General features: G+C 71.1%; 7 protein-coding genes and 2 riboswitches. Of the genes, 5 read left to right on the top strand and 2 right to left on the bottom strand.

Annotated elements, in window-relative coordinates; genetic code table 11:
- Positions 1–1,500, bottom strand: coding sequence for a CoA-acylating methylmalonate-semialdehyde dehydrogenase (locus ACFUPX_RS17735; RefSeq protein WP_383322589.1), 1,500 nt, complete (start codon positions 1,498–1,500; stop codon positions 1–3).
- 242 nt (positions 1,501–1,742) lie between these two features.
- Positions 1,743–1,928: riboswitch (cobalamin riboswitch) on the bottom strand.
- 54 nt (positions 1,929–1,982) lie between these two features.
- The gene (locus ACFUPX_RS17730) at positions 1,983–3,401 is read right to left on the bottom strand and encodes a short-chain fatty acyl-CoA regulator family protein (protein WP_383322586.1); all 1,419 of its coding nucleotides are present in this window, start codon (positions 3,399–3,401) and stop codon (positions 1,983–1,985) included.
- 401 nt (positions 3,402–3,802) lie between these two features.
- On the opposite strand from ACFUPX_RS17730, the gene aceA reads away from it, so the two are divergent.
- From aceA to ACFUPX_RS17705, 5 genes are all read left to right on the top strand, one after another.
- The gene (aceA, locus tag ACFUPX_RS17725; RefSeq protein ID WP_383322583.1) at positions 3,803–5,092 is read left to right on the top strand and encodes an isocitrate lyase; all 1,290 of its coding nucleotides are present in this window, start codon (positions 3,803–3,805) and stop codon (positions 5,090–5,092) included.
- Positions 5,093–5,214: 122 nt separating this feature from the next.
- Entirely contained in the window at positions 5,215–6,807 is a 1,593-nt protein-coding gene (gene aceB / locus ACFUPX_RS17720) for a malate synthase A (RefSeq protein WP_383322580.1), read from the top strand.
- Entirely contained in the window at positions 6,804–7,673 is an 870-nt protein-coding gene (locus tag ACFUPX_RS17715) for a 3-hydroxybutyryl-CoA dehydrogenase (RefSeq protein WP_383322577.1), read from the top strand. Before aceB ends, ACFUPX_RS17715 begins: the two co-directional genes overlap by 4 nt.
- Before the next feature lie 261 nt (positions 7,674–7,934).
- Positions 7,935–8,153: riboswitch (cobalamin riboswitch) on the top strand.
- 170 nt (positions 8,154–8,323) lie between these two features.
- Complete coding sequence (gene metE, locus ACFUPX_RS17710) at positions 8,324–10,645, top strand: 5-methyltetrahydropteroyltriglutamate--homocysteine S-methyltransferase (RefSeq protein WP_383322574.1); 2,322 nt, start codon at positions 8,324–8,326, stop codon at positions 10,643–10,645.
- A gap of 124 nt (positions 10,646–10,769) precedes the next feature.
- Positions 10,770–13,883 (top strand): NACHT domain-containing protein, encoded by a 3,114-nt coding sequence (locus ACFUPX_RS17705; protein WP_383322571.1) that lies wholly within the window; start codon positions 10,770–10,772, stop codon positions 13,881–13,883.
- Positions 13,884–13,898: the final 15 nt, after the last annotated feature.

Raw genomic sequence — 13,898 nt, 5'->3', positions numbered from 1 at the left:
TCATCCCATGGTGGGCAGGGTGAAGCTCGCGCCTTCCCTGGCCCCCGAGGGCCAGCGCGAGGTGACGGTCTTGGTGCGGGTGTAGAAGCGGATGGCGTCCGGGCCGTGCTGGTTCAGGTCGCCGAAGCCGGATCGCTTCCAGCCGCCGAAGGTGTGGTAGGCCACGGGGACCGGGATGGGGACGTTGACGCCGACCATTCCGGTGTTGACCCTGCGGGTGAAGTCGCGGGCGGTGTCGCCGTCCCTGGTGAAGATCGCGACCCCGTTTCCGTACGGGTGCTCGCTGGGCAGGCGCAGGGCTTCCTCGTAGTCGGCGGCTCGTACGACGCACAGGACGGGGCCGAAGATCTCCTCGCGGTAGACCCGCATCCGCGGGCTGACCCGGTCGAAGAGCGACGCTCCGGCGAAGAACCCGTTCTCGTGGCCGGCCAGGGTGAACTGCCGTCCGTCGACGACGAGTTCCGCGCCTTCGTTGACGCCGATGTCGACGTAGCGCCGGACGCGGTCGAGGGCGTCCCTGCTCACCAAGGGGCCGAAGTCGGCGTCCGGGTCGTCGCTGCGGCCGATGCGGAGCGTGCCGATGCGTTCCTTGAGCGCGGCGACCAGCCTGTCAGCGGTCTCCTCGCCCACGGGCACGGCCACCGAGATGGCCATGCAGCGCTCGCCCGCCGAGCCGTACCCGGCGCCGATGAGCGCGTCGACGGCCTGGTCGAGGTCGGCGTCCGGCATGACGATCATGTGGTTCTTGGCGCCGCCGAAGCACTGGGCGCGCTTGCCGTGGGCGGCGGCGGTGGCGTAGATGTGCGCGGCGACGGGAGTGGAGCCGACGAAGCCGAGCGCGCCGACACGGGGGTCCTCCAGGAGGGTGTCGACCGCCTCCTTGCCGCCGTTGACGACGTTCAGGACGCCGGGCGGCAGGCCTGCCTCCAGGAAGAGTTCGGCGAGGCGCAGGGGTACGGACGGGTCGCGCTCGGAGGGCTTGAGGATGAACGCGTTGCCGCAGGCCAGGGCGGGCGCGGCCTTCCACAGCGGGATCATCGCGGGGAAGTTGAACGGGGTGATCCCGGCGACCACGCCGATCGGGGCACGCAGCGAGTGCACGTCGATCCCGGTGCCCGCGTTGTCGGTGAACTCGCCCTTGAGCAGATGCGGGGCCCCGGCGGCGAACTCGACGACCTCCAGGCCGCGTTGGAGGTCGCCGTGCGCGTCGGCCACGGTCTTGCCGTGCTCGGCGGAGAGCAGCCGCGCCAGGGAGTCGCGTTCGGCCTCGACGAGCTGGAGGAAGCGGAGCAGGACGCGGGCGCGCCGCTGCGGGTTCCAACTGCCCCACTCCTGCTGCGCCGTGACCGCGTCGGCGATCGCCGCCTCGGTGTCGGCGCGGCCCGCGAGCGGTACGCGGGCCTGGACGGTGCCGGTGTTGGGGTCGTACACGTCGCCGAAGAGGCCCGACGTGCCGGCGGTGTGCTTGCCGCCGATGAAGTGGGTGAGTTCACGGACCATGGGTGCCTGCTCTCGTCAGGTGAGATCCGGGGACGGCACGGCGAGCCGCCTGCGGGGCGCACGGGTGTGTGCGCTGCCGGTGCGAGCCGTGGGACAGCGGACGTCGGGGCCGTCAGGCGTACGGGGAGACCGCCGGGGGCCGCGAAGTCCTATGAGCGCGTGGTGAGTTGTGTGCGCTCCGCCGGATCACCAGGGTCGTGGGTACGGACCGGTGCCATGCGTGTCTGCTCCATCCTCGTGGACAACACGGAACATTCCGCGGCCGGTATCCTGACTCCCGGATCTGCGCGCGCCGCCCGCCTTCCCGGCAGACCTCGCCAGTGGCGTGTGGATGACGGCACACTCCCCGGTCACAGTGGCGGGACCGTGCCGGATTCACACCGGCTTCCCTGCACCGCGGACCTTGTGCCACGAACATATAGTTGGACGTCCTAGTAAGTCCACCCCTCCACGCCGTGGACGCCCGGTCCGGCCCGCCACCGTCAGCCGGTGCCCGGCTGCTCCCCGGCCACGGGATAGGGCACGAAGGTGCTGCTGTTCTCGTCGATCGCCAGGCGCCGGTCCAGCGGGGGCACCGCACGCTGGGGGCAGTCGGTGCGTTCGCAGAGGCGACAGCCCATGCCGATGGGTACGGCGGACGAGGCGCTGGCGAGGTCGAGCCCGTCGGAGTAGACGAGCCGTGCGGCGTGCCGGATCTCGCAGCCGAGGCCGATGGCGAACGTCTTGCCGGGCTCGCCCCAGCCGCCGCGGTGCCGGGTGACCGCGCGGGCGGTCCACAGGAAGCGCTGGCCGTCCGGCATGGAGGCGACCTGGACGTGGATGCGGCCGGGCGCGGGGAACGCCTCGTACACGTTCCACAGCGGGCAGGTGCCGCCCGCGCGGGAGAAGTGGAACGCGGTGGCGGACTGCCGCTTGGACATGTTGCCCGCCCGGTCGACCCGGACGAAGGAGAAGGGCACACCGCGCAGCCGGGAGCGCTGCAAGGTGCTGAGACGGTGGCAGATCGTCTCGTAGCCGAGGCCGAAGTGGTCGGTGAGGCGCTCGATGTCGTAGCGGAACTCCTCGGCGGCGGCGTGGAAGCGGCGGTAGGGCAGGATCAGCGCCGCCGCGAAGTAGTTGGCGATGCCGATGCGGGCCAGCGGCCAGGCCGCGGTCTCCTGGCCGAAGTCCTCCGACGCGAGCGCGGAGACCTCGTCCGCGTATTCGAGCAGGGCGAGCTGGGTGGCCATCCGGAAGGCCTGCTGGCCGGGGCGCAGCCGGCTGGAGAGGTGCAGGACCCGGGCCGTCGGGTCGTAGTGGTGCAGGAGTTGACCGGCGTCCGCGGCCAGGCGCACCCCGTGGCGCTCGGCGAGGCGCTCGGCCAAGGCGCGGACGACCTCGCCGGGGCGCACCCCGATCTCGGCGGCGAACTGTTCGGCGGCCAGGTCGATGTCGTGCAGGTAGTTCTGGCGCCGGTAGAAGAACTCACGGATCTCCTCGTGCGCGGAACGGGGTTGCGCCGCCGCTCCCGGCCCCCGCCCCTCGGCCGCCTCGGAGAGCTGTTCGGTGAGGTGCTGGTTCCGTCGCCCCAGGTCCACCAGGACCGTCGCCACGGCGGGCATGCGCGACGCCAGGTCCGAGAGGTCGGAGGCGGACACCCGTCCCGCGGAGACCTCGCCGGTGAGGGCGTCCCGCAGGTCGGCCACCAGGCGGCTGGTGTCGCGCGCGGAGAAGAAGCCCGGGTCGACGCCGAACGCCTCGGTGAGCCGCAGCAGTACGGGCACGGTCAGCGGCCGGGAGTCGTGCTCCATCTGGTTGAGGTAGCTCGGCGAGATGGCCAGGGTGCGGGCCAGGTCGGCCTGGCTCATGCGGCGCTCCTCGCGCAGCCTGCGCAGCCGTGCTCCCGCGTACGTCTTGCTCACCCGTGGCTCCTGTCCGGTCACGATCACCCTCGTCGGCACTGCTCGCGATGGTAGCCACGCGAACGCGGATCGCGGCATTAACAGACTTGGCAATACGGCGGGAAAAGATGCGCAGAAGTTGGCACCTTTCCCTTCTTGTTGGCACTGAGTGCCGGTGCCAGAGTCGTACCGCGGCCCGCCGGACTCCGTCGGGCGGATCGGGAACGGGGTACGACTCAATGCCCTGACGTCGGCGATCCCGACCCCTCCGCCCGGCTCGGCAGCATTGCTCGGATTGCCCACCAGGGACCCGGCGGGTCGCACCTTCCTTCCACCCCGGCACTCAGTGCCAGGCATTCGCACAGTTCACGAGCTCCGTCAGTTCACGAGTTCACGAGTTCACGAGTTTCCAGGAGACGGTCATGGCACAGGCAGGGACGACGGCGGCAACGGCCCAGGAGCTGGCTCGGCGATGGGCGAGCGACGAGCGGTGGAAGGGGATCGAGCGCACCTACACCGCCGATGACGTCGTGAGGCTCTCCGGCAGCGTCCGCGAGGAGCACACCCTCGCCCGGCGCGGCGCCGAGCGGCTCTGGCGCCAACTGCACGAGCAGGACTACATCCACGCGCTCGGCGCCCTGACCGGCGGCCAGGCCGTCCAGCAGGTCAAGGCCGGCCTTCAGGCGATCTACCTGTCCGGCTGGCAGGTGGCCGCCGACGCCAACCAGGCCGGCCACACCTACCCCGACCAGTCGCTCTACCCGGTCAACTCGGTGCCGCAGGTGGTCCGTCGGATCAACAACGCGCTGCTGCGCGCCGACCAGATCGCCACCGCCGAGGGCGGCGAGGACACCACCGACTGGCTCGCGCCGATCGTCGCCGACGCCGAGGCGGGCTTCGGCGGCCCGCTCAACGCCTTCGAGCTGACCAAGGCGATGATCGCCGCGGGCGCCGCGGGCATCCACTACGAGGACCAGCTGGCCTCGGAGAAGAAGTGCGGTCACCTGGGCGGCAAGGTGCTCGTGCCCACCGGCCAGCACATCCGCACCCTCAACGCGGCCCGCCTGGCCGCCGACATCGCCGACGTGCCGACGCTGATCGTGGCGCGCACGGACGCGCTCGCCGCGAACCTGCTGACCAGCGACGTCGACGAGCGCGACGCCCGGTTCGTCACCGGCGAGCGCACCGCCGAGGGCTTCTACCGGGTGGAGAACGGCATGGCGCCCGTCATCGCGCGCGGCCTCGCCTACGCCCCGTACGCGGACCTCATCTGGGTCGAGACCGGCACCCCGGACCTCGCGCAGGCCCGCGAGTTCGCCGAGGCGATCCACGCCGAGCACCCCGACCAGATGCTCGCCTACAACTGCTCCCCGTCCTTCAACTGGCGCGCCGCCCTGGACGACGACCAGATCGCCAAGTTCCAGCGCGAGCTCGGCGCCATGGGCTACCGCTTCCAGTTCATCACCCTGGCGGGCTTCCACTCCCTCAACCACGGCATGTTCGACCTGGCCCGCGGCTACGCCGAGCACGGCATGACCGCCTATGTGGACCTCCAGGAGCGCGAGTTCGCCGCGCAGGCGCAGGGCTTCACCGCCGTCAAGCACCAGCGGGAGGTCGGCACCGGCTACTTCGACCAGGTGTCCACCGCGGTCAACCCCGCCTCCTCCACGACTGCGCTGTCCGGTTCCACCGAGGAAGAGCAGTTCCACTAGACGCTTCGCCGGATCGTCGCGTTGTCGTCCGCGGGGCGGTGGGGGTTGAGCGCGCAGTTCCCGCGCCCCTTACGGGGGCGCCCCCACCGTCCCCGATCCGCCCCCCTGCTGAGGAGACCCGCATGCCCCTCTCCGCCCCGACCCGCCGTGCCCAGGTCCTCGGACCGCCGACCGACCGGCAGGACGAGATCCTCACCCCCGAGGCCCTGGAGTTCGTCGGCCGCCTCGTCGACGCCTTCGCCGACCGCCGCCTGGAGGTCCTCAAGGAGCGCACGCGGGTGGGGGCCCGGCTCGCTTCGGGATCCCCGCTCGACTTCTCCGTCGCCACCTCCCGCGTACGGGCGGACGACTCCTGGCGGGTGGCTCCCCCGGCGCCCGGACTGACCGACCGCCGGGTGGAGATCACGGGACCGCCGGAGCGCGGGATGGCGGTCAACGCACTCAACTCCGGTGCGCAGGTGTGGATGGCGGACTTCGAGGACGCCACGTCGCCCACCTGGGGCAACATCATCGGCGGTCAGCTGAACCTGCTCGACGCCATCGAGCGCAGGATCGACTTCACCACCCCGGAGGGCAAGCGGTACCGGCTCGGCGAGCAGGTCGCGACCATCGTCGTCCGGCCGCGCGGCTGGCACCTGACCGAGGACCACCTGGAGATCGGCGGCAGGCCCGCGCCCGCCTCCCTCGTGGACTTCGGGCTCTACTTCTTCCACTGCGCCCAGCGGCAGATCGACGCCGGGCACGGACCGTACTTCTACCTGCCGAAGCTGGAGAACCGCGACGAGGCCCGGCTGTGGAACGACGTGTTCGTCCTCGCCCAGGACCTGATCGGCATCCCCCGCGGCACGATCCGGGCCACCGTCCTGATCGAGACCATCACGGCGGCCGTCCAGATGGAGGAGATCCTCTACGAGCTCCGCGAGCACAGCTCCGGCCTCAACGCGGGTCGCTGGGACTACCTGTTCAGCCTCATCAAGACCTTCGGCCACCGCACCGACTTCCTGCTGCCCGACCGGGCAAAGGTCACCATGACCGCCCCCTTCATGCGCGCCTACACCGAACTTCTCGTACGCACCTGCCACCGCCGGGGCGCCCACGCCATCGGCGGGATGGCCGCCCATGTGCCCGGCAAGGACCCGGCCGCCCACCAGGCGGCCCTCGCCACGGTGCGGCTCGACAAGGAACGCGAGGCCGAGGACGGCTTCGACGGCTCCTGGGTGGCCCATCCCGCGCTCGTCCCCGTATGCCGCGCGGTGTTCGACGGTGTGCTCGACAGCCGCCCGCATCAGATCGACCGCACGCGCGAGGACGTAAAGGTGAGCGCGGCGCAGCTGCTCTCCGTGCGCCGCATCAGCGCCCCGCCCTCGCCGGAGGGCGTTCGCACCAACATCGCCGTCGCCCTGCGCTACTTCGCCGCCTGGCTGCACGGGCAGGGAGCCGTCGCCCTGTACGGCCTCATGGAGGACGCCGCCACCGCCGAGATCGCCCGGGTGCAGATCTGGCAGTGGCTGCGCCACCGGGTCGTCGAGCGCGGGACCGTCCTGGACCTGGTGGAGGACGAGCTCGCCGCCCTGGGCGCGGAGTATCCGTGGGCGCCCCTCGACGAGATCCGCGAGCTCTTCGAACGCAACGCCCTGGCACGGGAGTTGCCCGCTTTCTTCACCACGGATGCCTATGCCCGCCACCTCGCGCACCGCCCGGAGGGACAGTCATGACCACAGCCATTCGCCGGGTCGGTGTGGTGGGCGGCGGCCAGATGGGCGCCGGGATCGCCGAGGTGTGTGCCCGCGCCGGTCTGGACACCGTCGTCTGCGAAGCCGACGCCCTCGCGGCCCGCGCCGCCCGCGAGCGGGTCGCCGTCTCGCTCGAACGTGCTGTACAGCGGGGCAAGTTGGACCGCATCGGCGCCGAGGACGCACTGGCCCGGATGGTCTTCACCGGCAGCCTCGACGACCTGGCCGACCGCCAGCTCGTCGTCGAGGCGGTCGTCGAGGACAGCGCGGCGAAGACGGAGGTCTTCGCCGCCCTCGACAAGATCGTCGAGGACCCCGACGCGATCCTGGCCACCAACACCTCCTCCCTCCCGGTCATGCGTCTGGGCATGGCGACCCGGCGTGCCGACCGTGTCGTCGGGCTGCACTTCTTCAACCCCGTTCCCGTCCTTCCGCTGGTCGAGATCGTCTCCTCGCTGCACACGGCGGCGCGGACCGTCGCCGCCGTCGAGGAGTTCGCCACGCACGGCCTGGGCAAGACGGTCGTCCGGTCCAAGGACAGGGCGGGCTTCGTCGTCAACGCGCTGCTCGTGCCCTACCTCCTCTCCGCGATCCGGATGACGGAGTCGGGCTTCGCGACGGCCGCCGACGTCGACGCGGGCATGGAGCTGGGCTGCGCGCACCCGATGGGGCCGCTGAAGCTGGCGGACCTGATCGGCCTGGACACGGTCGCCTCCATCTCCGCGTCGCTCTACGAAGAGTTCAAGGAACCCCTGTACGCGCCGCCGCCGCTGCTCCGGCGCATGGTGGAGGCAGGGCTGCTGGGACGCAAGAGCGGCCGCGGGTTCCACACCTACGACCGGGGCTGAGGGGCCCGGGTCCGCCGCCGGGGCTGAGGGGCCCGCGGCTGCTGTGAGCGGGGGCGCGGAACGGACTGGTGATCCGTTCCGCGCCCCCGCACGCGTTGCCCCGGGCCGGGGTCGGGCCGGGTGCGGGCCGGGGTCGGGCCGGGTGCGGGCCGGGGTCGGGCCGGGTGCGGGCCGGGGTCGGGCCGGGGTCGGGCCGGGGTCCGTGTCTCACCTCACGGTCCGGAATGTGATCAGTACTGCCCAAGAAGCCGACCACCCCTTAGCCTGACCAGTGCAGCTGGTTCGCCCTGTCCGCCAGGCAGACGCGTCGCAAGAGGGAACCCGGTGGGAATCCGGGACTGCCCCGCAGCGGTAAGTGGGAACGACCGCCGTCATACGCACTGGATCCGAGCGCGGATCCGGGAAGCGACGGCCAGTAGGAACCTGTTTCGGCAGGTGTGCCCGCGAGTCCGAAGACCTGCCCGTTGCCCGTACGTGACCCCTCACGTGCGGACATCCCGGTGACCTCGTGGGCGGGTCGGCGTACAGATCAGGTGGAGTACCGCAGCACCGCGCCGACGGCGCGTGTTCGGTCCGCCGGATTCGTCACCCCTTCGCGTCCGTGTCCCGTCCCCGGGATCTCAAGGAGTCATCTCGCGAAGGAGATTTCCGTGACATCGAAGTCCGCAGCCGCGGCAGCACGCGCCACCGTGTACGGCTACCCCCGCCAGGGCCCGAACCGGGAACTGAAGAAGGCCGTCGAGGGGTACTGGAAGGGCCGCGTCAGCGCCGACGCCCTCCGGGACACCGCGGCGCAGCTGCGCCGGTCCACCTGGCAGCACCTGGCCGCCGCAGGCATCCATGAGGTGCCGACCGGTGACTTCTCGTACTACGACCACGTCCTGGACACCAGCGTCATGGTCGGCGCCATCCCCCGGCGGCACCGCGAGGCCGTCGACACCGACGCGCTCGACGGCTATTTCGCGATGGCCCGCGGCACCCAGGACGTGGCGCCGCTCGAAATGACCAAGTGGTTCGACACGAACTACCACTACCTCGTACCGGAACTCGGCCCCGACACCGTCTTCACCGCCGACCCCGCCAAGCAGGTGGGCGAGTTGAAGGAGGCCATCGCGCTCGGCCTCGCGGCGCGCCCGGTCCTCGTCGGCCCGGTCACCTATCTGCTGCTCGCCAAGCCCGCGCCCGGCGTGGCCGCCGACTTCGAGCCGCTCACCCTCCTTGACCGTCTGCTGCCCGTGTACGCCGAGGTCCTCGCCGACCTGCGCGCCGCGGGCGCCGAGTGGGTGCAGCTCGACGAGCCCGCCCTGGTCCAGGACCGCACCCCGGCCGAGCTCAACGCCGCCGCCCGCGCCTACCGCGACCTGGGAGCCCTCACCGACCGCCCCAAGCTCCTCGTCGGCTCCTACTTCGGCAGGCTCGGCGAGGCCCTCCCCGTCCTCGCCAAGGCGCCGGTCGACGGCCTCGCGCTGGACTTCACCGAGGCCGCCGCGAGCCAGCTCCAGGACCTCGCCGCCGTCGGCGGACTGCCCGGCAAGCGTCTGGTCGCGGGCGTCGTCAACGGCCGCAACATCTGGATCAACGACCTGGAGAAGTCCCTGTCCACGCTGGGCACGCTCCTCGGCCTCGCCGACCGGGTCGACGTCTCCGCGTCCTGCTCCCTCCTGCACGTCCCGCTCGACGCCACCGCCGAACGGGACATCGACCCGCAGATCGCCCGCTGGCTGGCCTTCGCCCACCAGAAGACCGCCGAGATCGCCACGCTCGCCCGCGGCCTGGCCCAGGGCACGGGCGCCATCACGGCCGAACTCTCCGCCAACCGCGCCGATCTGGCGTCCCGCACGGGATCCGCCCTCACCCACGACCCCGCCGTGCGCTCCCGCGTCGCCGCCGTCACCGACGCCGACGCCCGCCGCGCGCACGCCTACCCGGAGCGTGCGGCGGCCCAGCGGACCCGGCTCGGCCTGCCGCAGCTGCCCACAACAACCATCGGATCCTTCCCACAGACCACCGAACTGCGCACGGCGCGGGCCGACTTGCGCGCCGGGCGCATCGACACGACCGGCTACGAGGAGCGCATCAAGAACGAGATCCGCGAGGTCCTCGCCTTCCAGGAGAAGGCCGGCATCGACGTCCTGGTGCACGGCGAGCCCGAACGCAACGACATGGTGCAGTACTTCGCCGAACAGCTCACCGGCTACCTGGCCACGCAGCACGGCTGGGTCCAGTCGTACGGCACCCGCTATGTGCGCCCGCCGGTCCTGGCCGGCGACATCTCCCGGCCCGAGCCGATGACGGTGCGCTGGACCTCGTACGCCAACTCACTCACCGACCGCCCCGTCAAGGGCATGCTCACCGGTCCGGTCACCATGCTCGCCTGGTCCTTCGTCCGCGACGACCAGCCGCTCGGCGACACGGCACGCCAGGTCGCCCTCGCCCTGCGCGACGAGGTCAACGACCTGGAGACGGCTGGCACTTCGGTCATCCAGGTCGACGAGCCCGCGCTGCGCGAGACCCTGCCGCTGCGCGCCGCCGACCACCCCGAGTACCTGGAGTGGGCCACGGAGTCCTTCCGCCTCACCACCAGCGGCGTCCGGCCGGACACGCAGATCCACACCCACATGTGCTACGCCGAGTTCGGCGACATCGTCCAGGCCATCGACGACCTCGACGCCGACGTCATCAGCCTGGAAGCCGCCCGCTCGCACATGCAGGTGGCCCGCGAACTCGCCGAGCACGGCTACCCGCGCGAGGCGGGACCCGGCGTCTACGACATCCACTCCCCGCGCGTACCGAGCGTGCAGGAGGCAGCCGCCCTGCTGCGCAAGGGACTTGAGGCCATCCCGGCCGAACGGCTGTGGGTGAACCCCGACTGCGGCCTCAAGACCCGCGGCTGGCCGGAGACCAAGGCCTCTCTGGAGAACCTGGTCGCGGCGGCGCGCGAGGTACGAGCGGAGCTGCCCGAGCGCGCCTGACCCGAACGCGCGGAGCGGGGCGGCCATTTGCAGCCGAATGAGCCGCCCCGTTCGCCCCGTTCCGTCATGATGGAGGCGCTGGCCGTTCCGTCGCGGAGCTGGGAGGGGACCGGTGCCCAGGGGGATGAGTTACGCGGATGCCGTGCGGCTGCTCGGCGGGTCGGAGAGCCCCGCGCTCGCGGCCCTCGACCGGCTGACCGGAGGGGCGCTCCTGGTGGCCACCGGCGGCGGCTCCGCACTGGCGCTGAGCCTGTTCGACGCCCGGGGCGAGCTGGCGAGGCTGAGCCAGTCCCTGGTCGCCGGCCTCGCCGAGCGCTCTCGGGGCCTGGGCCGGTTCGACCGGACCCAGCGCCTTGCCGCGGCGCACGCCGTGGTGGTTCTCGCCTCGTACTTCGACACCCTGAAGGACCTCGATCTGCCCTTTGACAGACGGGAGTTGAACTTCGGCAGGACCGAGGCCGTACTCCTGGCCACCGGCCGGTCGCCGGAGTCCGGACGGCTGGCCGCCCTCGCGGACGAGCTGCTGCGCGCCGAGGTGCCGATGCCGGCACCGCACCGCCCCTACGAGTGGGAGCTCGTCGCGCTGACCGGGTTCTACCGCAGGCTGTCCGAACAGCTCCTGGAGTACGTGTCCGGCTGCGCGGCCTGGGAAGCCGTACCGGAGCCGGAACGGGAGGAGGTCCGGGCCGGGTTGGTCGACTCGGCTCCTCAACAGGCGGTGTCCGCCTACGAGATCATGTACCGGCGACTGGCGGCGGAGTGCCCCGAGGTGGCCGTCTGGGTCAACGTCATCGACCACCAGGCCACCCGATACGAGGTCCGCCGACTCGAAGGCACGTTGCGGCAGTTGGAGGAAGCGGTCGCCAGAGCCGCCGACGGGCGGGTCGCGGCCGAGCGGTACATGTCGTTGAACCGCGCGTCACGAGCGGCGATGGACGCCCCGTTGCTGTCCCTGGAGGACCTGCCGGAGGGCCTGACCGTCCCCACGCTCGGCGAGGGATACGTCTCCCCTGACTTCAAGGTGGCCGCCTTCGGAGCCGCCGACCGGCTCTCGGAGGAGCACTGGTGGGAGGAGCGGCACGTCCACCACGACCTGGAAGGCTTTCTGGCGGACCTGTTCACCGCGCCGCAGGCCGTGGAGTCGCCGCTGCTGCTCCTGGGCCAGCCGGGCTCGGGGAAGTCCGTACTGACCCGCGTCCTGGCGGCCCGGCTGCCCGCCGATGAGTTCCTGGTCGTGCGGGTGCCGTTGTCCGCCGTGCCCGCGGACGCGGCGATCCAGGACCAGATCGAGACCGCCATCCGCGACGCCACCGGTGAGACCATGGACTGGCCCGACGTGACACGGACGGCACGCCGCGCACTGCCCGTGGTGCTTCTCGACGGCTTCGACGAACTGCTTCAGGCAACCGGCGTGAGCCAGTCCGACTACGTGCAGAAGGTGGCCGCGTTCCAGCAGCGCGAGGCCACGCACGGCCGCCCGCTGGCCGTGGTGGTCACCAGCCGCACGGCCGTCGCCGACCGGGCGCGCCTCTCACCGGGCGGCGTCGCCGTGCGGCTCGAACCCTTCAGCGATGCGCAGGTGACGAAGTGGCTGGAGCTGTGGAACGGCACCAACGCCGCCCATTTCCGGCACCAGTCGCTGCTCCCCCTGTCTCCGGAACACGTGCTGCCACAGCGTGAACTGGGCGGCCAGCCCCTACTGTTGCTGATGCTCGCGCTGTACGACGCGGAGGGCAACGCCTTCCAGCGCGATCAAGGGGAGCTTGCTAGCTTCGACCTCTACGAGCGCCTGTTGGCCCGTTTCGCCGCGCGCGAGGTCCGCAAGAACGATCCGGGGCTCAGCAACGAACAGCTCGCCCACGCGGTGGAGGCCGAGCTGCTGTGCCTGTCGGTGACCGCCTTCGCCATGGTCAACCGCAACAAGCAGTGGATCACCGAGGAGGAGCTGACGGCGGACCTGGAAGTACTGCTGCCGCAACGCACCCACGCGGCGCGCCCCACCGATCTGCGGGCGGCACTCACGCCGGGGCAGGTGGTCGTGGGCCGGTTCTTCTTCATCCACCGTGCGGAGGCCTCGCGGGACGGGGTGCGGCTGCGTTCCTTCGAGTTCCTGCACTCCACCTTCAGCGAATTCCTGGTGGCGAGGCTGACATTGCGGGAGCTGGAAGACCTCACGAGGGCAGCTCGCGCGGACGCCTCCCGCGTGCGGGTCCCTGCCCCGGACGACGCCTTCCTCCACGCGTTGCTCTCCTTCGAGACGCTCTCCGTCCGCTCAGCCACTCTCATCTTCCTTCACCAGGCTCTGGGGAGGCTGCCCACTGAGCAGCTCACGGCTCTGCGCCCGCTGCTCCTGCGACTCTTCCACTTCGCGTTGCATGCCCGGCATGAGCGTGTCTTCGACGGATACCGCCCGGGCAACCTTCCCGTACCGGCCCGGCACGCTTCGTGGGCCGCAAATCTGTTGCTGCTCCTTGTTCTGCTGGGCGAGCCGGTACGGGGCCGGGAGCTGTTTCCCGAGGAGGAGCCCGCGCATCACTGGAGCCGGCTGATGACGTTGCTCAAATCGCAGCTCATGGACGAGGGATGGCGCACTTTCAGCATGGCGATCTGCCTGGAGCGCACCTGGTCCGAACAGCGCGACGAACAGTTCAAGGACATTTACCTCAGTTTGGCGCCCATATATTCCGAGATGCGCCCTCCGGCCCCCGCTGTCGACCCGTACTGGACGTACGGCATAGCTCCGGGCAGCGAGGAACGCGGCCGCATGTCCTGGCTGAGGCACGGACACGAGCCGATGCGGCGGGAGACCTACCTGCTCTGCGACAGGGATCGCGACGTCCTGCAGCACGACCTGGAACCTCTGTGCGATGCCGGACTGGGCACAGCCATCAGCAACTTCACCGGGTACTGGGACGACCGATGCGTCTCCGCGGCCCATGCCCTGCTCCAACTCTGGGCCGCCCGCGGGCAGGGGCCCGCCCCGGCCGAGCCCTCGTCACCGCACCGCACCGCGATCACCGTCGCACTGCACAGCCTGCCCGGAGCGCTACCCGAATTCCAGGACTTCATCGAACGCTACCTGCGCACGGTCGTCCACGAATGGCACGCGACAGGCCGCCACCCCGGCGAGGCCTGGCTGGACGGAGTCATGGCCATCGTCCGCACCAATCACCCCGGGCAGACCGCGGGCCGCGAACTCGACCGTCACGCTCGCACACTCTTCGACGACACGGACTGACCGGCGCCGCTCGGA

This window comes from Streptomyces sp. NPDC057302, assembly GCF_042667685.1.
In the GTDB taxonomy this organism is placed as follows: domain Bacteria; phylum Actinomycetota; class Actinomycetes; order Streptomycetales; family Streptomycetaceae; genus Streptomyces.
Note: the sequence above shows the minus strand (reverse complement) of the source record. Positions and strands in the feature narration are given on the sequence as shown.